Origin of the sequence: Corynebacterium simulans (assembly GCF_001586215.1) — a bacterium.
Lineage (GTDB): Bacteria > Actinomycetota > Actinomycetes > Mycobacteriales > Mycobacteriaceae > Corynebacterium > Corynebacterium simulans.
Genome location: NZ_CP014634.1, coordinates 2,440,349 through 2,464,043, shown reverse-complemented (window position 1 = coordinate 2,464,043; position 23,695 = coordinate 2,440,349). Strand labels below are relative to the sequence as shown.

Annotated in this window: 19 protein-coding genes; 3 read left to right on the top strand and 16 right to left on the bottom strand. The window is 61.1% G+C overall.

Annotated features, from left to right (window positions below):
* Positions 1–36 precede the first annotated feature (36 nt).
* Genes WM42_RS11500 through rimM form a run of 3 tightly spaced genes read right to left on the bottom strand, consistent with a single transcriptional unit; the run spans position 37 to position 1,764 of the window.
* On the bottom strand, positions 37–399 hold the full coding sequence (locus WM42_RS11500; protein ID WP_062038418.1) for a hypothetical protein: 363 nt from the start codon (positions 397–399) through the stop codon (positions 37–39).
* On the bottom strand, positions 389–1,267 hold the full coding sequence (gene trmD, locus WM42_RS11495; protein WP_062038414.1) for a tRNA (guanosine(37)-N1)-methyltransferase TrmD: 879 nt from the start codon (positions 1,265–1,267) through the stop codon (positions 389–391). The genes WM42_RS11500 and trmD overlap by 11 nt, the downstream gene beginning before the upstream one ends.
* The gene (gene rimM, locus WM42_RS11490; RefSeq protein WP_062038411.1) at positions 1,264–1,764 is read right to left on the bottom strand and encodes a ribosome maturation factor RimM; all 501 of its coding nucleotides are present in this window, start codon (positions 1,762–1,764) and stop codon (positions 1,264–1,266) included. Before rimM ends, trmD begins: the two co-directional genes overlap by 4 nt.
* A 131-nt stretch (positions 1,765–1,895) precedes the next feature.
* Between rimM and WM42_RS11485 the strand changes: the two genes are divergently transcribed.
* Together WM42_RS11485 and WM42_RS11480 are read left to right on the top strand one after the other, a co-directional pair.
* A complete protein-coding gene (locus WM42_RS11485; RefSeq protein ID WP_349267188.1) occupies positions 1,896–2,348 on the top strand; it encodes a cupin domain-containing protein in 453 nt (150 codons plus the stop codon).
* Entirely contained in the window at positions 2,345–3,061 is a 717-nt protein-coding gene (locus WM42_RS11480) for a TetR/AcrR family transcriptional regulator (RefSeq protein ID WP_062038408.1), read from the top strand. Before WM42_RS11485 ends, WM42_RS11480 begins: the two co-directional genes overlap by 4 nt.
* Before the next feature lie 97 nt (positions 3,062–3,158).
* Here the strand turns inward: WM42_RS11480 and rpsP are convergent, their stop codons facing one another.
* Positions 3,159–3,665: a 30S ribosomal protein S16 gene (gene rpsP, locus WM42_RS11475; RefSeq protein WP_062038405.1), complete on the bottom strand. Its 507-nt coding sequence runs from the start codon at positions 3,663–3,665 to the stop codon at positions 3,159–3,161.
* Between the two features lie 457 nt (positions 3,666–4,122).
* Between rpsP and WM42_RS11470 the strand changes: the two genes are divergently transcribed.
* Entirely contained in the window at positions 4,123–6,393 is a 2,271-nt protein-coding gene (locus tag WM42_RS11470) for an acyltransferase family protein (RefSeq protein WP_062038402.1), read from the top strand.
* A 70-nt stretch (positions 6,394–6,463) separates the two neighbouring features.
* Here WM42_RS11470 and WM42_RS11465 read toward each other — a convergent pair whose 3' ends face one another.
* From WM42_RS11465 to smc, 12 genes are all read right to left on the bottom strand, one after another.
* Positions 6,464–7,606: a TIGR04053 family radical SAM/SPASM domain-containing protein gene (locus WM42_RS11465; RefSeq protein WP_062038399.1), complete on the bottom strand. Its 1,143-nt coding sequence runs from the start codon at positions 7,604–7,606 to the stop codon at positions 6,464–6,466.
* A gap of 82 nt (positions 7,607–7,688) precedes the next feature.
* On the bottom strand, positions 7,689–9,326 hold the full coding sequence (ffh, locus tag WM42_RS11460) for a signal recognition particle protein (RefSeq protein ID WP_062038396.1): 1,638 nt from the start codon (positions 9,324–9,326) through the stop codon (positions 7,689–7,691).
* Positions 9,327–9,374: 48 nt separating this feature from the next.
* Complete coding sequence (locus WM42_RS11455; protein WP_062038393.1) at positions 9,375–11,486, bottom strand: [protein-PII] uridylyltransferase; 2,112 nt, start codon at positions 11,484–11,486, stop codon at positions 9,375–9,377.
* Positions 11,487–11,825 (bottom strand): P-II family nitrogen regulator, encoded by a 339-nt coding sequence (locus WM42_RS11450; protein WP_062038390.1) that lies wholly within the window; start codon positions 11,823–11,825, stop codon positions 11,487–11,489.
* Between the two features lie 79 nt (positions 11,826–11,904).
* Positions 11,905–12,273, bottom strand: a complete 369-nt coding sequence (locus tag WM42_RS11445; protein ID WP_062038387.1) for a Na+/H+ antiporter subunit G — start codon at positions 12,271–12,273, stop codon at positions 11,905–11,907.
* A 2-nt stretch (positions 12,274–12,275) separates the two neighbouring features.
* Complete coding sequence (locus tag WM42_RS11440) at positions 12,276–12,566, bottom strand: cation:proton antiporter (RefSeq protein WP_062038384.1); 291 nt, start codon at positions 12,564–12,566, stop codon at positions 12,276–12,278.
* Positions 12,566–13,096: a monovalent cation/H+ antiporter subunit E gene (locus WM42_RS11435; RefSeq protein WP_062038382.1), complete on the bottom strand. Its 531-nt coding sequence runs from the start codon at positions 13,094–13,096 to the stop codon at positions 12,566–12,568. The genes WM42_RS11440 and WM42_RS11435 overlap by 1 nt, the downstream gene beginning before the upstream one ends.
* Positions 13,097–14,638 (bottom strand): monovalent cation/H+ antiporter subunit D family protein, encoded by a 1,542-nt coding sequence (locus tag WM42_RS11430; protein ID WP_062038379.1) that lies wholly within the window; start codon positions 14,636–14,638, stop codon positions 13,097–13,099.
* Positions 14,638–15,081, bottom strand: coding sequence for a cation:proton antiporter subunit C (locus WM42_RS11425; protein WP_062038374.1), 444 nt, complete (start codon positions 15,079–15,081; stop codon positions 14,638–14,640). The genes WM42_RS11430 and WM42_RS11425 overlap by 1 nt, the downstream gene beginning before the upstream one ends.
* Positions 15,081–18,059 (bottom strand): DUF4040 family protein, encoded by a 2,979-nt coding sequence (locus tag WM42_RS11420; protein WP_062038371.1) that lies wholly within the window; start codon positions 18,057–18,059, stop codon positions 15,081–15,083. Before WM42_RS11420 ends, WM42_RS11425 begins: the two co-directional genes overlap by 1 nt.
* Positions 18,060–18,329: 270 nt before the next feature.
* Positions 18,330–20,048, bottom strand: coding sequence for a signal recognition particle-docking protein FtsY (gene ftsY, locus WM42_RS11415; protein WP_062038368.1), 1,719 nt, complete (start codon positions 20,046–20,048; stop codon positions 18,330–18,332).
* 50 nt (positions 20,049–20,098) lie between these two features.
* On the bottom strand, positions 20,099–23,677 hold the full coding sequence (gene smc, locus WM42_RS11410) for a chromosome segregation protein SMC (RefSeq protein ID WP_062038366.1): 3,579 nt from the start codon (positions 23,675–23,677) through the stop codon (positions 20,099–20,101).
* Positions 23,678–23,695: the final 18 nt, after the last annotated feature.

The window sequence follows — 23,695 nt, the reverse complement described above, 5'->3', positions numbered from 1 at the left end:
TCCCCATTTTCGTCGCCGAAGTTACTACCTAAAGATTTATGGTTGCCACGCGCAGGCGGTGCCCAACCCGAACTCGGTGTGACCGATCTCGGAGGTGCCGTACCACAGCGTGTGCGGCGGCAAACAGTCCACCACCGCCGTGGTGACCTTATGCAAGGGCAGGTCAGAGCTGCCGTTGACGATGACGCGCCACACGCTCTCGCCTACTGGTGCGCTGCCATGCTTGGACATGTACTCGTTGACCAAGATGTTGTCCGGCTCGCAGGTAAAGGAGATGACCTCCGCGCTGATATTCGCAGGCTCATAGCCACCTTCTGCCAGCTTCTGCGGCATGTGGGTCAGAATGTCATTCCATTCTTTTTCCGTCATCAAAATAGATAGATCGGTACTAACTTCCATTGCGTAGCTGCTCCAAGTACTTGCGGTCGGCTTTATCGAGCTCCACGCCGTCCAATAGCTCGGGGCGGCGTTCAAAGGTGCGGCGCAGTGATTGCTCGCGGCGCCACTTATCCACGAGCGCGTGATTTCCAGAGGTCAGCACCTCAGGCACGGCCAGCCCACGCCACTCGCGTGGCTTGGTGTAGCTCGGCCCTTCGAGCAGCCCATCAGAGAAGGAGTCCTCCTCATGCGAGCGGCGGTTGCCCAGCACTCCTGGGATTAGGCGCACGATAGCCTCGGCCATGACGAGCACCGCCACTTCCCCGCCGATCAACACGTAGTCGCCGATGGAGACCTCGCGTACGCGGTAGCGCTGCGCTGCATCGTCAATGACGCGCTGGTCGATGCCCTCGTAGCGGCCGCAGGCAAAGACGATGTGTTCCTCATTGGACCACTCTTGGGCGTCTGCCTGCGTGAAAGGTTTTCCGGCAGGCGTCGGGACGATAAGCAGCGGCAAGGACTCGTCCTCCGCAGCCTCATTCGCGCCGGCGGATGCGCCCGCTGGACGTGCATAGGCTTTCGCTTCGACGCCCTCGACGTCGTCGTGGCGCGGCTTGTTCAGGTGCGGGAGCGAGGATTCCAAGTCCGTGGTGTGCGCGGCGCCACTGGCGACGTCGTCAAGCGCAGGGCCCCAGACCTCCGGCTTCATCACCATGCCGGGACCGCCGCCGAAGGGCGAATCATCCACCGACTTATGTGTATCGGTGGCCCAGCCGCGCAGATCGTGCACGCCCACCGAAAGCTTGCCTTGTTCGATGGCCTTACCCAGCAGAGCATGGCGCAGCGGGTCTAGGTATTCAGGGAAAATTGTGACGACGTCTAGCCTCACAGCTCTAGCAATCCTTCCGGTGGCGTAATCGTGCAGGTACCTTCCTCAAGATCGACCTCGGGGACAATCTCCTCAACGAAAGGAATCAACGCTTTCTTGCCGTTTTCTAGGCTGACCGACAACAAGGACTGCACCGGGCCGTGGGTGACGCCGGTAACCTCACCGATGTCGGCCCCCTCGTGGATGACGCGCAGACCCTCGAGCTCGTGGTCGTAGAAACCTTCGTCGTCTGGGTTATCCAATGGCGGCGCAAAAAATTGGGTGCCGCGCAGGCTATCGGCTGCGGTTCGGTCTTTTACTTCCTCGAAGGTAATGAGCAAGCGGCCCTTGTGCGCACGCACTGCCTTGATGGTGAGATCGTGTTCCTTCTTTCCCTGGCGGCCATGGAGTACCTCACCCACCGCGAAGCGGATTTCGGGCTCGTCGGTGGTGGCTTCGACGCTCAGCTCGCCTTTGATTCCGTGCGATTTGATGACACGGCCGATCATTAGTTCCATTTGCCCAACTTTAATCGCTTCCAACTGACGGCACGAACTACAATATTTTATACGGCTCGAGCCTTATTAAATCTGATGTTTTTGGGTAACGTTGAGAATAAAACCATCGCCTTTAGATAAAGGAGAAGCCCATGACGGACAAGCCCGTGGCAGAGCTTCCAATCAATAACGTAACCACCTTCGGTAATGCCAGCCATCACGGCGAGAAAATGCTTAACCTGGACCTCCTGGCGGAGGCGCCGAAGCCGAACGCGCAGCGCCCACGCCCGGCCGTCAAACGCGTGTTGAGCGCCGATGGCGGCAACCTCATCCTATTCACCTTTAACGCGAGCCAAAGTTTGCCAGACCACAAGGCTGCGCATCCGATTACCGTTCAAACGTTGCGCGGAGAAGTCTTTTTTACGTGTGAAGGCAAAGAAGTTCTCCTCCGGCCAGGCCAGATCATCCACCTTCCCGCCTATGTTCCACACAGGGTTGACGCAGTGGAATCTGACGGCGATTCACCGGCAATTATGCTGCTCACAATGTTGACAGGAGAAACAATAGCTAGCACTTACGACGGTGATAGCATAGCCAAATCATGAGTACCTCCAAGCCATATCATCACGGAAATCTGCGCGCGGAGATGTTGCGTGTAGCAGTAGAGCTCGGCCGAAAGCATGGGCCTGACGCGGTGAGCATTCGTGCAGTCACGCGCACCATTGGCGTGTCCCCCACCTCGGCGTACCGCCACTTCACGGATCAGGAGGAACTGCTACGCGCGGTTGCCGACGCCTCGATTGATGAGCTCCTCAAGCGCCTCGACGCAGCGCTGATCGAGGCCGAGGACTTCGCCGCGCAGGAAGAAAATCCAGGCCCCATTCACGTCGAGCAGCTCATGCACGCCGCAATGGCTTATCTCCGCTTCGCTTTGGACGAAAACGGCTTCTTCCAATGCATCTTGTCTGGACGCGGCTTTAATTACCCGCGGGCATTCAACGACGATCTAGACATGGGTGCTTCCGACGGCCACTCGTCTACGCTGCACCGCTTCTATCACCTACTGGCCAAGCACGCGATAGACACCGATGGCACAGCGGATTACACGCACTTTCCCGTCAACGCGCTTGCTGCTTGGGCCACGGTGCACGGCTTTTCGGTACTCGCCACCAGCGGTCACCTCAGCGCACTACCGGAGCAAATGAAGCTCGACATCGCCAAATCCGTCTTCGCCGCCTCCATCCGCGGCACCGATTTTAAGAATCCGGAAAATCCTTATCGTAACTACCCAGGCAGCGTGCGACCGGAAGCGCAATAGCAAAAAGCGCCTGTTACCGTTCCCCTTTACGGGAGGTAACAGGCGCCCTTTTAGAAGATCTGATTAGAAGATCTAGTTACGCAAAAGCGCGGCGAGATTACTCTGCGGACTCCTCAGAAGCCTCAGCGGACTCCTCGGACTCTGCAGCGGCAGCCTCAGCGGCAGCAGCTTCTTCTGCAGCCTTCTCAGCAGCAGCCTTAGCCTCTGCCTCTTCCTTGGCCTTCTTCTTCTTTTCGGTAATAGCCTCGATGGTCGGGCCGTTGTTGGCCTCAGCCAGTGCAGCGTTGAACAGCTCCAGCTTGGAAGGCTTCTCCTCAGCAACCTTCAGGGTGCCCTCAGCACCTGGCAGGCCCTTGAACTTCTGCCAGTCACCGGTAACCTTCAGCAGTGCGAGAACCGGCTCGGTCGGCTGTGCGCCGACGCCCAGCCAGTACTGTGCGCGCTCGGAATCGATCTGGATGAGGGAAGGCTCCTGCTTCGGCTGGTAGATGCCGATGTTCTCGATAGCCTTGCCGGAACGGCGGGTGCGTGCATCAGCGATGATGACGCGGTACTCAGCGTTGCGGATCTTACCCATACGCTGCAGCTTGATCTTGACAGCCATGATTGGCTCCTTTTCTAGTCACCGAGCAGTTCAGACGCGTGGATTCAAACCACGCCGGTTCAGCTCTTGAATTTACCCTGCGCGTGACGTGCCGGCCGTCCGTAGGCGGTATACGGCGTTACGCAGAATGTTAAGTTTGCAGTGTTGTCTATCTAGTGTCGTCCATCTATAGAACCAACTACCTATAGACAACCCCGACTATATTAGCGGCAGACGCCCCAAAACGGAAATCCTCCCACGGAGAACTCTGGTGGCACTTTTCCTAGGACTTTTATGCAATCTTCGGCGGCATTGCCCGTGGCGTTATGAACAGCGCGGCCCGAGAGAGTACCCTATTTGACGCTAACCTAGACACCTTTCAGGCCAGTTTGCCCTTATTTACTTCCAAACACTTCCCCTTGAGGCAAAACCTTTTAGGGGACAGACGTATGCCTTAATTGGCCTGCTGAGAGAAATTATGACTGAAAATTCACCACGCAGCTTCCGTTACCGCTATGACCTCGATGGTCTGCGCGGCATCGCCATCGCACTCGTGGTCATTTATCACGTCTTCGTCGGCCGAGTTTCGGGCGGCGTGGACGTGTTCCTTTTGCTTTCGGGCTACTTCTTCTTAGGCTCCCAGCTGCGTTACGCGGCCAAGCCTAATGCTTCTTTGAATCCATGGTGGCCAATCTGGCGCACTTTGCGACGCCTCGTTCCCAGCCTCGTATTGGTCATCGGCGTCACCTATATCTTGGTTCGCATTTTTACTCCGGAACTGATGCGCACAGAGCTCGCCCAGCAAATCACGGCCACGATGCTGTATTTCCAGAACTGGGAGCTAGCCCGCCAAAACGCGGACTACACCGCAGCTTCTGCTAGCACCTCCCCTCTGCAGCACATGTGGTCCATGGCTGTACAGGGTCAGTTCTACATCATGGGCATCGCCTTTGCGCTGATTCTGGCAGCCATCATGAAGCTGCGCCCGGCACCGGACCCGAAGCGCCTCAAGCAGGTGCGCTTCCCCACCGTCAACCAGATTGCCGGCCCTATCCTCATCGTCGTTACCATCGCGTCCTTTGCCTATGCTTCCCGCGATGGCCTCTACGGCACGGCCGCTAACTACTACTCCACGTGGTCGCGCGCATGGGAGCTGACCCTGGGTGCGGTTCTGGCTATTTACGGTACGAAGTGGAATATTTCTAGCCGTTTTTCCAACCTGTTTACCGGCCTCGGCCTGGTGTGCCTAGCGTTTACCGGCGCTATCATCGCTGAAACCACGGCTTACCCAGGCCCGCTCTCCCTGCTGCCGTTGGGTGGTGCGGTGCTCATCATCTTGGGCGGCGGCGGTTCCATCTCCCGCCACATGGCTTCAAAGAAGGCGCGCTGGCTTGGCGACGTCGCCTACCCGCTCTATCTCTGGCACTGGCCGCTTCTGATTTTGTCCACCAAGGCCCTCGAGCTGGAGACCCCTCCATGGTGGCTGGGCATCATTATCATCGCCATCTCCCTAGTGCTGGCAGATCTTACCCACCGCTTCTTGGAGAAGCCCCTGCGCCAGGCCCGCAAGCGCCCGACGGCGGACGATATGCCGGTCAATAGCGCCATTGCCTCCATGAAGCAGCGCGTTGGCGCGTTCCGAGCGGTAGGCGGCGTCGTCGTGGGCGCCTGCGTTGTCGGTTTGCTTGCCATTCAGCCGCTGTGGATGAACACCATCTACTCCGAGAATGCGGAGAACCTCGACCCGAAGCTCTACCCAGGTGCCACGGCCCTCGCACTAAATAAGCCGGTGCCGAAGGACGTAGAGTACAAGCCGGACCCGATCCTCGTTGGCGGCCTCATGCCGCCAACCGCAGTGGCCTATTGCTTTATTGGGCAGGACATGCCGGCGGATTACCTGCCGGATGCCCGCCGCGACGGCACTCCGTGTGAGTGGGGTGACCGTGAGTCAAAGACCGAGGTCTACGTCGTCGGTGGCTCCCACGCGGAACAGTGGATGTCCGGCTTGGACCGCCTGGGCCGTGAGATGCACTTCAAGATCATCCCAATGCTGCGCCAGGGTTGCCCGATTGAACTTGGTGAAGACCTGACCGTTACCCCTGAATGTCACGAGTGGGGCGAGATGGTCACCGAGCGCATCCTGGATGCGGATCCGGCGCTGGTCATCTCGAATACCACTCGCCCATCCGGCCCGCTGGGAGAAGGCCCAGACTACGTCCCGGCAGGCTACGCCGAGTTCTGGAAGCAATTGGCAGACGCCAAGATTCCATTCTTGGGCCTACGCGATAACCCGTGGGGCTTTGACGATGCTGGCAAGGGCCGCGAGTTCGACGAGTGCTATGTCGCCACCGAGGACGAGAAGGGCTGCGGCATGACCTTCGACAAGGTCTACGCGCCGGTCGATCCAGGTGCGGAAATCCTGTCCCAATACGACAACATGCTGTCGCTGGATACCTCTTCCTGGTTCTGTGACAAAAATGGCAACTGCCCGGTGGTCATCGGCAACACGATGGTCTACCGCGATATGCACCACATCAGCAACGCCTTCGCGGAGTCCGCAATGCCAATGCTGCGCGAGGCCATCGAGCCGTTCCTGGCCGGCAAAAAAGTAAAGCAGGCACCGCCTAAGACGCCTGCTAACATGCCGACCTCAACCGCACCGACCACGCCGTCGGCACCGGCCGATGCCACGGCCTCCAATGCCCAGCCGGTCCCCTACCCGTATCTGACCGACAACGACGCAGTCTAAGTCGCGGATTACTTAATTTCCTCACCCTAGAGCAAAGAAAGCGTGGTGCCATCTGGCACCACGCTTTCTGCTATTTGACCCACGCCGCGGGCACGTATGCGCACGTCGGGTCGGAAGCTAGCGGATCACCCGTCATTGCGAACGCGGTCGAGCGGGAACCGCCGCAGACGGTGGCATATTCGCACACGGAGCACTTGCCCGACCACTGGGCGGGGTCGCGCAACTTTTTAAAGACAGGCGAATTGGCATAGATTTCGGGCAGCGGAGTGTCTTTGACGTTGCCGCAGTGCATCGGTAGGAAGCCGTTGGGATAAACGTCGCCGAGGTGGTCGATGAACACGAAGCCAGAGCCTGCGTTAATCGCCATGGGCGGGCGCGGGCGGCGGGTATGCGCGTCGTCGGCAGGCCCGAGCACCCGCTCGGTCTCTTCGGTGAGATAGCGGTAGAGCTCTCCCCCAACGTATTCCTTGCCCTGTTGTGCCTCCAGCACGATGCGGCGATACTGCGGGCCCTCAGTGGTCTTGATTGCCACGCGATTCGAAACATCGTGCAGCCAGTGCATAGCGTCCTCGCGCTCGTGCGGAGTCAGCGCCTCGAGACCCGTTCCACGGCCAGTTGGCACCAGGAAGAACACGCTCCACAGCTTTGCTCCCATGTCGATGACGCGCTTGAGCAGCTGCGGCGCCTCATAGACGTTGTTCTTGGTGATCGTGGAATTGATCTGCAGGCGGTAGCCCACGTCCGTGACCACCTCTGCCATCTCGATGGTCTGGTCAAAGATGCCGGAAAAGCCGCGAAAATAATCGTGGGTCTTGGCCGTCGCGCCGTCGAGCGAAAGCGACAATGCCGAGCCACCCGCGGCACGCAGGCCTTCGAGGCGCTCGCGAGTAAGACGCGGGGTGACCGAAGGCGAAAGTGAGATGTTTAGCCCCAGCGAGGTGCCGTACTCCGTCAGCTCCTCGAGGTCGCCACGCTCAAAGGGATCGCCGCCTGTGAGCACCACAATGGGACGCGGCTTCTCATAGCTCGCGATGGAATCCAATAGCGCCTTGCCCTGCTGCGTGCTCAGCTGCCCTGGCGCTGGCTCATGCTGCGCATCGGCGCGGCAATGCTGGCACACCAGCTGGCACGCGCGCGTCACCTCCCAGATTGCGATGAAAGGCTTGGCGTTGATGTCGTGGCGAACTTGGCGAACAGCTGGGATCGGCTTCATAAGTACAACTTTAGCCGTAGAAAAACACGCCTCCAAAACGCGAAAAAGAGGCGAGGAGTTCCCTCGCCTCTTCTAGGCCCGACTACTTCTTGCCCTGGCCAAAGTCCAGGTTATTCAAGTCGATGTTTTCCATGCCCTTCGGCATCTTAGGCAAACCCGGCATACCCCCTGGCATGCCTGGCATTCCGCCGCCGCCCATCTGCTCCTGCAGCTTCTGCAGCTCCTCCATGGAAGGCATGCCGCCCGGCATTCCCGGCATACCGCCTGGCATACCTGGCATGCCGCCGCCTGGACGGTTCTTCGGGGCCTTGCGCTTGCCGTTCTTGCCCTTGCGCCCCTTCCGCTTCTTCTTGGTGGCAGAGCGCCCCATGCCCGGGCCCATGCCAAACTGGCCGGCCATCTTGGACATCATCTTCTTCGCTTCGTTGAAGCGCTCGATGAGCTGGTTGACCTCGGAGACGGAAACGCCAGAACCGTTTGCAATACGCTTACGGCGCGAGGCGTTAAGGATCTTCGGATTCTCACGCTCTTGCGGGGTCATACCGCGGATGATGGCCTGGATGCGGTCGAGCTGCTTCTCATCGACCATTTCCGCCATCTTGTTCATCTGCTTGCCGCCCGGCATCATCTTCAGCAGATTGCCAATCGGGCCCATGCGGCGGATCATCAGCATCTGGTCCAAGAAGTCGTTGAGCGTTAGCTCACCGGTGCCCAGCTTGGCGGCAGCTTCTTCTGCCTTCTGGTGGTCCAGGGTGGCCTCAGCCTGCTCAATCAGCGAGAGAAGGTCACCCATGCCCAGGATGCGCGAAGCCATGCGCTCCGGGTGGAAGACGTCGAAGTCCTCGAGCTTCTCACCTGTGGAGGCAAACATGATCGGCTTGCCGGTGACCTCACGGATGGACAGCGCCGCACCACCGCGGGCATCGCCATCGAGCTTGGTCAGCACGACGCCGGTGAAATCAACGCCGTCACGGAAGGCCTCGGCGGTCTGCACCGCGTCCTGACCGATCATGGAATCGATGACAAAAAGGACCTCGTCCGGGTTCACAGCGTCGCGAATGTTGCGTGCCTGCGTCATCAAGGTCTCATCGATGCCGAGGCGGCCCGCGGTATCGATGATCACGATGTCGTGCTGGGTCCGCTTAGCTTCCTCGATGCCGGCCTGGGCGACGGCGACTGGGTCACCGTGGGAGGTACCCATCTCGTGATCATTGGAGTCGATGGAGGTGCCTGGGTCCGGAGCAAAGACCTGTACCTCCGCGCGCTCACCAACAATCTGCAGCTGCTGGACCGCGCCCGGACGCTGCAAGTCACAGGCCACCAGCATCGGCGTATGGCCCTGCTTGGCCAGGTGCTTGGACAGCTTACCGGCCAAGGTGGTCTTACCAGCACCCTGCAGACCAGCCAGCATGATGACCGTGGGCGGGTTCTTTGCCAGCTGCAGGCGGCGGGTCTCGCCACCCAGGATGTCAACGAGTTCCTCATTGACAATCTTGACAACCTGCTGCGCCGGGTTCAGCGCCTCAGAGACCTCTGCACCGGCAGCGCGCTCCTTAATACGCTTGATGAACGCGCGGACTACGGTCAGCGAGACGTCAGCTTCCAGCAGCGCAAGGCGAATCTCGCGCGCGGTGGCATTGATGTCGGCCTCGGTCAGCTTGCCCTTGCCACGCAGGCCCGACAAGGCAGTTTGCAAGCGATCGGACAGTGACTCAAACACGAGTGAGTGCTCCCTAAACAATCTCGAGTAATTTTTAACTCCCCCAGCTTAGCCGCTGACTAGCGCTTCGGTCACATTCCTGACCAATGTCGCGCGCGCGACATCGCCTAGCGGTTTGGCGTGCAGCACCATCGTTGCGCCCGGAACGTAGCTCGTAATCCATTCGCAATCGGGAAGCTTAGCGATGACATGTCCAAGCACACCCGTACGCTCGCCCGTGCGCACCTCGAAGATGCTTCCCGTCCACATCGCCGTTGTGGGCGCGCCATCAATCTCCGGAAGGATGGTGTACACGCCAGATTTATAGGACTGGATGAAACGCGCCTCATCGGCCGCCGCATCGAAGCTCTCCGCCACGGTACGCACGTCGAATTCGGCAGCAAAGCCCTCGCCTTGCTCGTCACTTACCCTGCCCATGCGAGAGGACTCGATGGTCCAGCCCAACGCCGCAATAAGCGCCAGCGGGCGGATGACCTCGCGCTGATACTTGCCCCGCCACGAAACCGTCAGGGTGCGTTCCTCATAGTTCGCCTTGAGCGCAATCTCCTTTTGCGAATACACCACCGGCTTCGTAGGGCTAAGCGCCTCCAGCTGCGCAAAGGCGCGCGAAGACAGCACCCGAATGCCCGCCTCCAGGCGCGGATTCCACACGCTGGGGCCAGTCGATTCAGCATCCGCGCGTGCCAAGACCAGCAACAGCGAGAGCGTCAGGTGGTCATAATGCACCGCCGCCAGCAACTTATCCCGAGCCACGTCCGATTCCGGGTCCATGCGGGAGACCAATTTGGCCAAGGTTGTATGCTCTGCCACGAGCGTCTGCACACGCGAACGATCCGCCAGGCTCAGCCGCATTTTTGCCGCGGCCTTGGTCACCATTTCCGCGCCTACGGCGGAATGCGGGCGGCCATAGCCCTTGCCGATGTCGTGGTACAGCGCCGCTAGCAACAACAAGTCCGGACGCGCGACCGTGGTACGCACCTCCGCGCAGCGCGCTACGGTCAGCATGGTGTGATAATCCACAGTGTGAGCGTGACTACGCTCCCGCGGCAGCATCCCGCGGATGTGCCCCCACTCCGGCACCAGAGTCTCCCACAGTCCCACCTCGTCAAGCTCCTCAATGAGCCGTGGCGTTTCGGTGGGCGAAGACAAGATAGTAAAGAAGGCGTCGGTTATCGCGGTATTCCAACGCTCCGGAAGCGCAGGCGCGTTAGCCAGCAGCTTCCACACGCCCGGCTCGATGGGACGGCTCGTGCGCGCCGACGCCGCCGCCACGCGCAGCCCTAGCCCTGGGTCCTGCAGGTCAGCGTTGCGCGCCAGCGTCACGTAGCCGCCACTATCGACGACTCCTAGGTCCAAAGGCTTGCGCGAACGGTCCCGTTGCCTTTTACCCACGACGCCGCGGGCCGTGGCAAGCGCGCGCTCCATCGCCCTATCGACTGTCGACGCCGCTCGCACCACCGTCGCCGAAAGCTCGTAACGGTCCGCGAAACCCAGCTCGTCAGCGATCTCCGCGGCGAATTCAGGGTCCAAAAGGTCGCGGTGACGATGGGCATGCATATGCAAAAGGCTACGGACATCGAGCAGCAGGTCACGCTCGGCATCCAGCCGCGGAGCGTCGGCAAGATTGCCCAGGGCCAGGGCCCTAATGAACTGGATATCGCGCAGGCCGCCCCGCCCGTTTTTAATGTCCGGATTCGCCATCGTGGCCAACGTGCCCGAACGCCGCCAGCGCGCAATTGCGGTGCTGACGAAAGAATCGAAATGCTTTTGCAGCAGCACCCGCCACTGGGATAGAAGCTTGGCGCGGGCTTCGTCGACAAGCGCCTTGCTACCCGCCACAAAAGACAGATCCAGCTGCGCAAAACCCGCCGCCGGATCCGTGCCGGCTATCTCCGCGCACTCGCCCGGGGTACGCAGGGCATAATCCAGGTGATACCCCGCCTGCCAGATGGGATACCAAATGTTGGCCACCGCCTGCTCGTCTAGCACCATCCCCTCTGGATGAATCAACAGCAGATCCAGATCGGAATACTTTGTCATCTCGCGGCGCGCAAAAGACCCCGTCGCTGCGAGGGCGGTGCCCTCTGGCAGCTCCAGGGTCTTAATCAATGCTTCTGCCGCATCGAAAGCTTCTGCGCGCAGCTGCGCGGCTTTGTCCATTTAGACAGCAGCCTCGCCGCGCTCGCCGGTGCGCACGCGGATGACGTCCTCGACTGGGGTTACCCACAGCTTGCCGTCACCGATCTTGCCGGTGTAGGCAGCCTCAACGATGGCGTTGATGGTCTCTTCTACCGCTGCGTCATTAACAACGACCTCCAGCTTGACCTTCGGGACGAAGTCGGTGGCGTACTCGGCGCCGCGGTAGACCTCGCTGTGTCCGCGCTGCTGGCCAAAGCCCTGCGTTTCAGTCACGGTGAGACCATGAACCTCAAGCTGTTCCAATGCCTCGCGAATATCCGGCAGCGTAAAAGGCTTTACAACAGCGGTGATGAGTTTCATGTCCTACTCCTTGGGCTCCGATTGAAAGTATGTGCCTAATGTGATCATATTAGCGTCAACGGCTCCGCCGCGACGCTAATTAAACCTCGTCTTCGCTGGCTTCTACCATGTCGGTCTGCTTCCGCATGCGGCGCGCATACTTCACGTCTGTGACGGTGACGCCGTAGATGGAGCGGCCCATGTAGAAAGAGCCAACGGAGCCGATGATCCACACGCCGAAGCATGCGATGAGAACGCGCACCAGCGACCACAGATCAAAGCCGTTTTCAGCAAAGTCCACCACGAGCTTTCCCACGAGCAACAGCGGCACCGCAAGGCCGACGGTCGGGCCCAAGAGGTTTACTCGGGTCAACGCGTCGGGGGCGCGCCACAGCGCGATTGCGGTAGCAACCACCAACAAGGTAGCCACGATGAGGAGAATGGATGCGATGATTTCGTACCACGCCATGCTTATCGACGTCCCTTCGAAATGATGCGCGCCATCGACAACGTAGGCAGCACGCCGGCTGCAATCGCTGCCAGCATGGCGATGTCATAGAGAATCGAGGCGTGATTGACAAAGGTCCAAGCGATGTACATGCACAACATGCCGTAGAAGGCCATGTCTGACATGACGGTACGTGTCAGCTCGTCGCGGGAGCGCAGCGCCAAGACCAAGGCCGAAGCCAGGGCCCCGCCCATCACGAATATGCAGACGAAAATGACCCATTCGAAAGCGCTAAAGTGCGCGAAATCTACCATTATTCGCCCTTCCTTTCCGGACGCAGCGGCCAGACGGAATACTTCTCCGTCTCATCCGCTGGCAACGGGGTGTCTTCTTCTTGCGCGATATCCGGCGCACGCATGTGGCGGCCGAGGGTCTCGAGTGGGTACTCGTAGAAGGCTGGATCCAGATCCTTGGTATCGCTCTGGCCTGGCACGCCATAGTCGATGTCCTTCACGTGCGGTGCCAAGTGCTCCTCCATGTCCGCGAGCGACTCCATGATTTCTACCGGGTCATCGCCCATGACCGCCTGGACGAGCACGATACGCGGCAACCCCTCTGCCACCGGCTCGCGCAGGCCCAGCGACAAAGTGCCAGGGGTTGCGGTGATAGACGAGGTAAACCAGAAGATCTCCCACGCATCAGTCACGCGCAGCGGGTAGCGCACGATGACCGGGTGGTAGGAATTATGCGGCTTGAAAGACTCCATGGCCAGGCCGAAACCGGCAACGAAGATCTCCTTAATCAGCCATAGGCCATAGACACAGGAGTGGAAGAAAAGTTTCATTTAGCGACCTCCCTGGATGGAGTCGATGTCCGGCAAGGCAACGGGGGCGTCGCCAAGCACGGCTTCGGTATAAGCCTGAGTATCCAGCAGATCCTGTGCCGCGTGCAGGGTGATATCCATGAACGGGCCTGCCAGGACGAACATGGTCAGCGAGCCCATGATCAGCGCAGCGGAAGGAGCCATCAGCTTCTTGCGGATGATGAGTTCCTTCGGCACCTTCTGCTTTGGCAGATCCTTGCCCCAGAAAACCTCGCGCCACACGCGCAGCATGGACAAGAAAGCGGCAAAGGAAGCGATGATGATGACCGCGATGACAATCCATGCCCATGCCCCACCGGTGCGGGCGATCTCGATGACGATCAAGACTTTGCCCCACATGCCAGAAAATGGCGGGAAGCCCACCACAGAGAAGGCACCGGCGGCGAAGATCCAGGCGATGAGCGGATCGCGGCGTGCCAGGCCCGAAAGCTTAGATAGCAAGCCAGTGCCGTAGGTCTCTTCGATGGCACCAGAGGCCAGGATGAGCGAGCCCACCGTGAGCATGTGGTGGATGGTGTACAAGATTCCGGCGGCGAGAGCGCGCTGTGGATCGTGGGTGGTAAAGGCCATCATCACCAAGATGAAAGGCATGCCATTGAGCATCTGATAGCCCAAGACGCGACGGATGGAGTTTTCGGCCAAGCCACCAAATGCGCCGATCAGCATCGAAATGATCATGACCACGATGATGAGAGTGCCCCAGCGCTGGTCCATGCCAAAAAGGTGGACCCACAGGCGGTAGAGCATGTAGACCGCAACCTTGGTGTGCAGGCCGGAGAACAAGCCCATCACGGCAGCCGAGGTGCCTGGGTAGGTGCGCGGCAGCCAGGACTGCACGGGGAAGACGCCGGCCTTCGCCGCGATGGCGATGACTACGATTCCCGAGGCCACGGTCACTGGACCGTTGCCCGCCGCAGCGCCCTCTAGTGCGGCGAGGTTGACCGCGCCGGTAACGGAGTAGATATAGCCCACGCCGACGACCAGCAGCGTCGAGGCAAAGAGGTTAACCAGAACGAAGGCACGGCCGGCCGCGAGGCGCGACCAGGTACCGGACATCGTGATGAGGCCATAAGAAGGCAGCAACATGACCTCGATGAACACGAAGAAGTTGAAGAGGTCTGCGGTAAGCAGCGCGCCGCAGACACCGGTGATGAGAATCAGCGTCAGCGATGGGTAGTAGCGCGACTTCGTCTCGCCGCCCACGATGGCAAACCAGTTGGCGCCGAATGCGACGATCATCGTCGTGACAATCATCAACGCGGAGAAGGTATCTGCTGCGAAGGCAATACCCGCGTTACCTGGGTAGCCGCCCACGGTGTGGGCCACCACGCCGTTGTTCAAGGTGTAGAGCAAGAGCGCGAAACCAGCAAAGATTCCGATGCCCGGGATAATCAGCATGATGGAATCACGCACGCCGCGCCACGGGGCCATTAGGGCCAAGGCCGCGGCCACGAGGGGAACCGCTGGGAATAGCGGCAACAGTGCACTGACGAGTTCAGCCATTACTTCTCCCCTTCCTCACTGTGGTCCAACTGCTTGACGCGATCCATCTTGTTGGCCGAACGCTGCAAAATCTCTCGATTCTTAGAATCACGACCCAGCGTGGAGAACGCGTGGTCAATGGTGTTGTCATCAACCGGCTCCACGATGTCCGTGTCATCATTGGCGCCCATAGCCGCCATGGTTAGCAAGATCGTGGAGGTCGCCATGGAAATGACCACGGCGGTAAGCACGAAGGCCTGCGGAAGCGGGTCCGCCATCTGGTCGTGTGCGACCTGCGAGGGGAAAGATTCCCCGCGGTAGGAGTACACGCCCGTAGCGAGCAGCGTCAGGTTAGCGCCGTGGCCGAAGGCCATCATGCCCAGCACGATGTGGACCAAGCCACGCTGCTGGATGAGATAGACCGCAGAACCGATAAGCAGTGCGATGGTTAGTGCAAGAATCATTATTTCTCCCCGCCTTTCTGGCGTGCCACGCGCGGCGAGTCCTTCTTAGTTCGAGCCTCAGACTTGTTGAGCAAAGCCAGCGGATTGCTCGAAGGGTTGATGGGCTCGGGGTAAGGATCATCGACGTCGTCAAGCACAACGCGCGGGGTCGTCGGCAACGCGGAATCGTCGTCGTGGATCCATGGCAAGAAGTCGCGCTCCGTGCCCGGGCGCAGATAACCGCCGAGGGCGTTGATGGCCATGGTCAGCATGCCCAGAACCGCGAGATAAATACCGAGGTCGAAAATCAGCGACGTGGTCCAGTGCTGGCCCAATGCGTGGCCGTGGATGGCGGTCAGGAAGCCGCCCGGCTCGCCGTGATGCGGGATGTAACCGATAAAGCCTGCAGTCAGCGCCACGATGATGCCGATGCCCGTGAGGTGAATCGGGGTCATACGGCCGAAGACAATCTCGTCGGAGCCGCGGGACAGGTAGGTCAGGCCGATGGCTGCGCCCATAATCAGCGCGGCCGGGAAGCCGCCGCCCGAGGCCTGGTGACCGCGGTAGAAGACCACGACGGAGGTGACAACCAGAATCGGAATAACGATGGCAATGCCCTTACGCAGCGGAACCGAATTTAGCTGCGACTGGCCGAACGGAGCCGGGCGCGTGCCGGAGGTAAATGGGAAGCGCGGCAGCGTGGAGGTAACAGAAGCAATCACCACGGCGGCCATGCCCAGAACTGAAAGCTCGCCCAGGGTATCGAGTGCACGGAACTCCACGATGATGGTGGCCACGACGTTGTCGCCGCCGGTGATATTCGGAGCGTTGTCCAGGTACCACAGAGAAATATCGGAACGCTCGTGGCGGCCCATCAGGCCCCAGACACCGAGGAAGGCGGCCACGCCGGCGAGGACAGCTACCACGATGGAGCCGGTCTTACGCGATGTCTCTTGCACTGGGTGGAACTTCTCCGGCAGGTAGCGCAGCACCATCATCATCACGATGACAGACAGCGCCTCGACGGTGAACTGGGTCAGCGCGACGTCGGGTGCGCCAAGCAGGAACATCTGCAGGGTCACGCCCGTGCCGGCGATGCCGATCATCACCGCGCCCGTCAGGCGGTTGCGGGTGCGCACCAGGCCAAACATGGACAGCGCGACGATGGAAAGCGGCAAAAGATCCCATGGGTTATCCAGGCCTTCGACGCGTGGTGCAAGAGCGACGCCGTCGACGCCCTCGCTGATAAGGCCTGCCGCAGCCAGAATGATGAGCAGCAAGACGATGGGCAGCATCAGGCGTGAAGGATTATGGGTATCGGACATGCGGCCGACGAAGCGGCCGATCGCGGTTGCGCCATTTTGGACGGAGCGCAGAATCTCGTTGCCGGTGCGCGGAACCAGCTTGGTGTCCTCGAATGCGGACCACAGCTGCTTGCGAATGAAGATACCAGCGATGCCCGCGATGAGAACCGCAACGGAGATGACCAGTGGAACGTTCACCCCGTGCCACAGGGAAAGGTGGGCGTGGGATTCCATTCCCACGGAACCTGCCATCAAGTCCAAAGGCTTGTCGAACTTGCCCAACACGAAGACCAGCGGCAAGGACATAAAGCCCGGAAGTGCTGCCGGCAGCCAGAGACGAACAGGCGCCTCGTGGACCTTGGACATGTTGCGCGGGCCGTCGAAGAAGGCGCCGAAGACGATCTTGGCGGAGTAGGTGAAGGTAAAGAAGGCGCCGATTGCGGCAACCATCAGCAGCACCAGCTGCCCTGCCCCACCGATGGGCGCGTCTTCGAAGGCGGTGAGCATGCCCTCCTTGGAAACGAAGCCCAAAAGCGGTGGAACCGCGGCCATCGATGCCGCGCCGATAACCATGGAGCCGAAGGTCCATGGCATCTTGTTCCACAGCACGCCGAGGCGGCGGATATCTCGGGAGCCGGCCTCGTGATCAATCACGCCGATGAGCATGAAGATGGAAGACTTAAACAGTGCGTGCGCCAGCGTGTGCACCAGGGCGGCGGTGATAGCAAAAGGCGTGCCGACGCCGATGGTAGCCACGATCCAGCCTAGGTGCGAGACGGTGGAATAGGCGGTCAGCTTCTTCAGGTCAGTCTTTTGCACCGCAAAGACCGCCGACATAACGGCGGTGCCCATACCAACGACGATGAGCAGCCAGTTCCACACGGCCACGTCGTGGAAGATGGTGGAGAAACGAATCAGCAGGTACACGCCTGCCTTGACCACTGCGGCTGCGTGCAGGAAGGCAGAGACCGGCGTTGCTGCGGCCATGGCCTCTGGCAGCCAGAAGTGGAACGGAAACTGCGCGGCCTTTGTAAAAGCAGAGCAAGCAATAAGAACTGCCACGGCGGCAGTAAGGCTTGGGCGCTCGTGCCAGACACCGGAGGCCAGAATCTTTTCCAGGTTGGTAGTACCCGCGGCCGTCGCCGCGATGGCCACGCCTGCCAACAGGGTAAGGCCACCGATAAAGGTCAAAATCAGCGTGCGCTGCGAGCCCTTCTCGCCTGCCTTACCCGAACGCGCGATAAGCATAAACGAGGCCAGGGAAACCAGCTCCCAGGCAAGAAAGAGCAGGATGACGTCGTTAGCCAGCGCCAGCAGCAGGATCGACATGGTAAATGCCGTCATCAGCAGATAGAAGCTGGTGTTTCCTTTGCCCTTGGGCAGGTAGGCGGCCGAGTAGGTAAGGACTACGGCGCCGATGACCAAAGCCAGCAAGGCGAAGAATACGCCCAAGGCATCGCCGCGCAGAGCGAAGTGGACGTCGATGCCGGTGCCGACGACGTCGCCGACCCACGTGCGCGAGAAAGACAGCTCTTCGCCCGCCGATAAAGTTCCAAATTCTTTAGCAAGAAGACCTGCCGCCACAATAAAAATGCCGGCTAGGGGGTAGCCGGCGGCGCGATCAGCAACCTTGACGATTACTGGGGCAAGGACCACTGCCAAAGCTGCGAGGAGGACAACATAAATAAGTGTCACGAAAAATTAGCCTCACAAACCATTGTGTAGAGATTTATTACTTAGAGCGCGCATAAAATACGACGTTCCCACACTACCATTGTGGCCCACGTCAAAGCACATTTTTTCGGTGCTCAAGGCGACAAATCGCGCGGCGATTTTGCAAGAAAAACAACCTCCAAGCAGCGCTTTCCAGCATCGTTCTAGCGGCGGCGCCAGAAAGCACCGCCCCATACATAAAAAGCCGCCGCGGAAAGAAATCCACGGCGGCAAACGCGAGGCTAAAGGAGGCTACTTCTCCCCGAGCAGCGCGTCGACGAAGCCCTCGACCTCGAATGGCGCGAGGTCATCGGCACCCTCGCCCAGGCCAACAAGCTTGACTGGGACGCCTAGCTCCTCCTGAACCTGGAAGACAATGCCGCCCTTGGCGGTGCCATCGAGCTTGGTCAGTACCACGCCCGTGATGTCGACGACCTCACGGAAAATGCGGGCCTGTGCTAGGCCGTTCTGGCCAACGGTGGCGTCGAGAACCAGCAGAACCTCGTCCACCTCAGTCTTCTTTTCCACCACGCGCTTGACCTTGCCCAGCTGATCCATCAGGTCAACAGAAGTGTGCAGGCGGCCGGCGGTGTCGACGAGGACGACGTCTACGCCTTGGTCAACGCCCGCTGCAACGGCATCGAAAGCAACGGAAGCCGGGTCAGCGCCCTCCTTGCCGCGGACAGTGCTGGCGCCGACGCGGCGACCCCAGGTTTCGAGCTGATCCGCTGCGGCTGCGCGGAAGGTATCCGCGGCGCCCAACAACACCTTGTGACCCATCGCGACGAGCACGCGCGCAAGCTTGCCCGTGGTGGTGGTCTTGCCGGTGCCGTTGACGCCGACGACCATGATGACAGCAGGCTTGCCCTCGTTCGGCATGGCCTTGATGGAACGGTCCATCTCCGGGTGGCCGGCCTCTATGAGGCACTCGCGCAGCATCGCGCGGGCCTCTTCCTCACTGGCGACGCCGCGCTCTGCGAACTTATCGCGCAGCGCCTCCGTGACCTTCATAGTGGACTTGGTGCCCAGGTCCGCCATGATGAGGGTGTCTTCGATTTCCTCCCACGCTTCCTCGTCGAGGTCACCCGCGGACAAGATGCCCATCAGGCCCTGTCCAATAGCATTCTGCGAGCGCGACAGGCGGCCGCGCAGGCGCCCCAAACGGCCACCCGCCGGCGCAATATCAGGTTCCGTCGCCTCCGCCGCCTCGACAACCTCAGCGTCCGCAGAGACTTCAAGCTCCTCCGGCTCGGCCTCTAGCGCTGCCTCAGCGCCCTGCGTCTGCGCATCGGCTGCCGCCGCGGCTTCCTCAGCCTCCGCAGCTTCCTCAACCTCCGCAGCTTCGGCATCAGAAGCTTCTGCTGGAGATTCGGCGGCTTCATCTGTCGGGACTTCGTCTGTACTTTCGGTAACAACCGTCGGCTCTTCCGCGATCGCTTCCTCCTGCGGCGCCTCAGCAACCGGTTCTTCTGCTGCCGGCTCCTCGACGGCCGGCTGTTCAACCGGGGTTTCATCTGCTACCGGCTTGGCCTTTTCAGGTTCAGTCTTGGCAGACTCAGACTCCGCCGGCTTGGAGGCAGCAGCTGCAGCTCCTGCGGCAGCGGTACCGGCAGCGGCCGCGCCGGTTGCAGCACCAGCGGCGGGTGCGGACTTCTCAGCCTTAGGCTCAGCAGGCTCGGCCGGCTTGGTGGGCTCAGCCGGCTTGGTGGGCTCAGCCAGCTTGGTCGGCTGAGCGGGAACCTTCTCTGGCTCCTTGGCGCCGCTGCCGGCGGGGGCAAAGTTGAACCCGGACTTGGCCTGGTAGTTGCCAGACTTTTGCTCCTGGGTCAGCTCCTTGGGAGCTTCCTCGGCAGGCTTTTCGAACGATACTTTCTTGGCATCGCCGCGCTTTTTACCTACTACTACCAGCACAATCGCCAGCAGCACGATGACGGCTACGGCAATAAGAATCCACATCAACGTCGTATTCATGCCCTCTATAGTGCCAGGCTTGCTGCAGCCTGGCACCACTACCCTGCGGATTAACCCTGGGTTTCGGGCTCAGCGTCGGGCTCGGCGTCGGGCCCAGCGTCGGGCTCGGCGGCGTCGCCAAGCGCAGCGCCGCGCGGGGCATCGACGCCCAGGCGCGTGGCGTCCTCGGCGGCAGCGGCGGAACCGGGGGCGTCGCCAGCCTGGCTCATACGCTGCGAAATCACGCGCGTAACGCCATCGCCACGCATCGTCACGCCGTAGAGGACGTTAGCCACATCCATCGCCGGCTTCTGGTGTGTGATGACGATAAGCTGCGAATCCTTGCGCAGTTCCTCAAACAGGGCGATGAGGCGTCGCAGGTTGACGTCATCGAGCGCGGCTTCAACCTCGTCCATCACGTAGAACGGGCTCGGGCGCGCACGGAAGATGGCCACCAGCATTGCCAAGGCGGTCAGGGACTTCTCACCACCGGAAAGCAAGGATAGGCGCTTGACCTTCTTGCCCGGCGGGCGCGCCTCAACCTCAATGCCGGTGGCCAGCATGTCATCCGGCTCCGTCAGGATCAGTCGGCCCTCGCCACCCGGGAAGAGGGTCTGGAAGACCTTCGGGAACTCCGCCTCCACGTCGTTCCACGCATCAGTGAAAAGCTGCAGAATCTGTTGATCCACATCCTCAATCACGCCCGCCAAATCCTTGCGCGCCTGGATAACGTCATCGAGCTGCGTAGACAGGAAGGAATAGCGCTCCTCCAGCGCCTTGTACTCCTCCAGCGCTAGCGGGTTGACCTTGCCCAGGGAGTTCAGGTCCTTTTCTGCCTGCTTCAGGCGCGCCTTTTCCGCGCTACGGTCGAAGTCCTCGCCCGGCGTGTAATCGCGCAGCAAATCAGGGATCGCAATGCCCAACTGGTCCACGATCTTCGCTTCGGTCTCATCCACGCGCACCTGCGCCTGCGAGCGGGCGATTTCGGAATTATTGGCGTTCGCCGTCAGGCGGTCAAGCTTCTGCCGCGTTGCCGAAACCTGCTGCTTGGCCGCTTGCAAGCGCCCGCCTAACACGTTGCGCTGATTGACCAACTCATCGCGCTCAGCGGTGGCGCGCTCCAGGGCCTGGGATGCGCGTCCGGCAAGGTCGGTGGCATGACCCGCCACCGCTTGAGCTAAAGCGGCCTGCGCTTTACGACGCGCCATCGCTTGCTCATGGCGGGCCTTTGACTGACGTTCATGCTGCGCTTGGCGACGCAGCGCGTCGCCCTTACCCGCAGCCTGCCCCACCTTGTCTTGGGCGGTGCGCGCCGCGAGCTGGGACTCCATCTCCATGGCCTTGACCTGCTCCAAAGCGGCCGAGGCAGCATCGCGCTCGTGGGAGGAAGGCTCGCCGTCTTCGACCTCCTCATCCACGCGCGAGAGGCGGTCGCGGGTCTCAGCCAGCTGCTCGCGCACTTCGGCAAGCTTGACCTCGATCTCGGCCGCACGGGCCGCGGCTTTCTCATGCTCAGCCTTGTTGACCTCGTGCTGCTTCAGCAGGCGCTGGTGGTCGCGCTGCCAGGCTTCCACGGTCGTGTCGTGCTCACGCAAGGCCGCCTTTGCCGAGGCCGCTGCGACGCGCGCCTCCTCGGCCGCCATCTTCGCGCCCTCCAGGGTGCCGGAGAGCTCTTCCAACTCCTGCGTGGCAGATTCCAGCTGGCCTTCTGCCTCCGCGATGCGCGCGGTGACCTCGACGGTAGAAGAAGCGCCGGTGCCGGCTTGGACCCAGCCCTCGCCCACCAACAGGCCCTCGGCGGTAACCGCGCGCAGGCGCGGATCCTCGCGCACCAGCTCGCGGGCTTGGGCAAGATCGCCGACCAGCGCGACGTCGGAAAGCAGACGCGTCAGCGCCGCCTGCACCTCGGGTGCAAGCTGTATCTCATCCAGCAGCCAGGTCGCACCGCTGGGCAGGTTGGCGTCCAGACGCCAGTCGGAGGCACCCGCGGCAGTGGTATCCACCAGCGGGGTGCGGGCGGCGGTGCTCAAGGCTTCCACGATGTCCTCTGTAACCGCGCCCGTTTGCGCCTCCGCGAACGCGCCCAACGCCGCCGCAACGGCCGTGTCATGGGAGGTGGTGATGTAGTGCGCCAGCGGCTTAAAGCCCTCGCCCAAGTCGATATTTTCCGGGGCGGTCTGCGCCAAAGTATCGATGCGCGAGCGCAGCGTGTAGACCGCGCGTTCGCGTTCGCGCTGACCGTCGCGAAGCTGCTCCAGGCGTTTTTCGGCCGCCCCTGACTCACTCGCGGCCCTCACGTGGGCCTCTTCCAGCGGCTCGCGCTCGGCGTTTAAGGCCTCCAGCTTATCGGCGACTTCGTCCGCCTCAGCCTGCGCCGTGCGCGTGCGCGCCTTGGTGGACTGCAGCGTCTCCTCCTGGCGCGCGAGCTCCTCCTCTGCCGCGGAGACCTGCCCGGCGAGGTTTTCCTCGGAGGCGATGAGGCGAACCACTCCCTCGCGACGATCCGCAATCGCGCGTAGCTGCGCCATATGTTCCTTTTCCGCCTCTTCGAAGACGGCGCGGCGTTGCGCCACCTCCTCGCGGATGGACTCCAGGCGCTCGGCGGCCTCTTCGGCCTCCATGAGCAGCTCGGCGTGCTCTTCGTCCGCGCGCAGGGCACGGGCCTCGAGCTCTTCTGGGTCTTGGCCTGCATAGGCGACCTGTGCGCCGACGTTTTTCGCACGCTCTTCCGCAATGCGCTGGGTGGCGGCGATGCGCTCGGACAGCGTCGACAGGTCGAACCACAGCTTCTGCGCGGCCTCGGCCTGCGGATTAACCTCCTCGAGCTGGGCTTCGATTTCCAATTGGACGCCGGTGGCCTCTTCGTGCTGCTCGGTAGCTTCCGCCACCTGCTCGGCGAGCACCTGGGCCTGTTGCTCGGCATCGGCGTACTTCTTGCGGGTTTGCACGACTTGGTCGCCGGCGATGCGCAGGCGGGCATCGCGCAAATCCGCCTGGACGGTGGCCGCGCGCTGGGCGGTTTCGGCCTGACGGGCCAAAGGCTTTAGCTGTTTGCCCAGCTCTTCCGTGAGATCCTGCAAGCGATCCAAGTTGGCCTGCATGCCGGTGAGCTTGCGCTGCGCTTTTTCTTTACGACGCCGGTGTTTGAGCACGCCGGCGGCTTCCTCAATGTAGGCGCGGCGATCTTCTGGGCGCGATTCCAGGATTTCGGAGAGCTTGCCCTGACCGACGATGATGTGCATCTCGCGGCCGATACCGGAGTCAGAAAGCAGCTCCTGGATATCCATAAGGCGCGCTTTGGCGCCGTTGATTTCATACTCGCTGGCGCCGTCGCGGAACATGCGGCGGGTGACAGAAACCTCGGAGTATTCGATGGGCAGCGCACCATCGGAGTTGTCGATGGTAAGGGTTACCTCGGCGCGACCTAGCGCCTTGCGGTCGCCCGCGCCAGCGAAGATGACATCCTGCATCTTGCCGCCGCGCAGGGTCTTGGCGCTGCCCTCGCCCATGACCCACGCCAACGCGTCGACGACGTTCGACTTACCTGAGCCGTTCGGACCAACCACGGCGCAAATGCCGGGCTCGAATTTCAGGTTCGTCGCGGACGCGAAAGACTTGAAGCCTTTGAGCGTGAGCGATTTCAGGTGCATTCGTGAAAGTTTAGCAAG

What these genes read in the sequence shown, in the direction of transcription:
- WM42_RS11480 (WP_062038408.1), top strand. Translation starts at nt 2,345, where the DNA reads ATGAGTACCTCCAAGCCATATCATCACGGAAATCTGCGCGCGGAGATG.
- WM42_RS11470 (WP_062038402.1), top strand. Translation starts at nt 4,123, where the DNA reads ATGACTGAAAATTCACCACGCAGCTTCCGTTACCGCTATGACCTCGAT.
- WM42_RS11455 (WP_062038393.1), bottom strand. Translation starts at nt 11,486, where the DNA reads ATGGACAAAGCCGCGCAGCTGCGCGCAGAAGCTTTCGATGCGGCAGAA.
- WM42_RS11465 (WP_062038399.1), bottom strand. Translation starts at nt 7,606, where the DNA reads ATGAAGCCGATCCCAGCTGTTCGCCAAGTTCGCCACGACATCAACGCC.
- WM42_RS11425 (WP_062038374.1), bottom strand. Translation starts at nt 15,081, where the DNA reads ATGATTCTTGCACTAACCATCGCACTGCTTATCGGTTCTGCGGTCTAT.
- rimM (WP_062038411.1), bottom strand. Translation starts at nt 1,764, where the DNA reads ATGGAACTAATGATCGGCCGTGTCATCAAATCGCACGGAATCAAAGGC.
- WM42_RS11440 (WP_062038384.1), bottom strand. Translation starts at nt 12,566, where the DNA reads ATGGTAGATTTCGCGCACTTTAGCGCTTTCGAATGGGTCATTTTCGTC.
- WM42_RS11485 (WP_349267188.1), top strand. Translation starts at nt 1,896, where the DNA reads ATGACGGACAAGCCCGTGGCAGAGCTTCCAATCAATAACGTAACCACC.
- ftsY (WP_062038368.1), bottom strand. Translation starts at nt 20,048, where the DNA reads ATGAATACGACGTTGATGTGGATTCTTATTGCCGTAGCCGTCATCGTG.
- smc (WP_062038366.1), bottom strand. Translation starts at nt 23,677, where the DNA reads ATGCACCTGAAATCGCTCACGCTCAAAGGCTTCAAGTCTTTCGCGTCC.
- WM42_RS11445 (WP_062038387.1), bottom strand. Translation starts at nt 12,273, where the DNA reads ATGGCGTGGTACGAAATCATCGCATCCATTCTCCTCATCGTGGCTACC.
- WM42_RS11430 (WP_062038379.1), bottom strand. Translation starts at nt 14,638, where the DNA reads ATGGCTGAACTCGTCAGTGCACTGTTGCCGCTATTCCCAGCGGTTCCC.
- WM42_RS11500 (WP_062038418.1), bottom strand. Translation starts at nt 399, where the DNA reads ATGGAAGTTAGTACCGATCTATCTATTTTGATGACGGAAAAAGAATGG.
- WM42_RS11435 (WP_062038382.1), bottom strand. Translation starts at nt 13,096, where the DNA reads ATGAAACTTTTCTTCCACTCCTGTGTCTATGGCCTATGGCTGATTAAG.
- WM42_RS11450 (WP_062038390.1), bottom strand. Translation starts at nt 11,825, where the DNA reads ATGAAACTCATCACCGCTGTTGTAAAGCCTTTTACGCTGCCGGATATT.
- rpsP (WP_062038405.1), bottom strand. Translation starts at nt 3,665, where the DNA reads ATGGCTGTCAAGATCAAGCTGCAGCGTATGGGTAAGATCCGCAACGCT.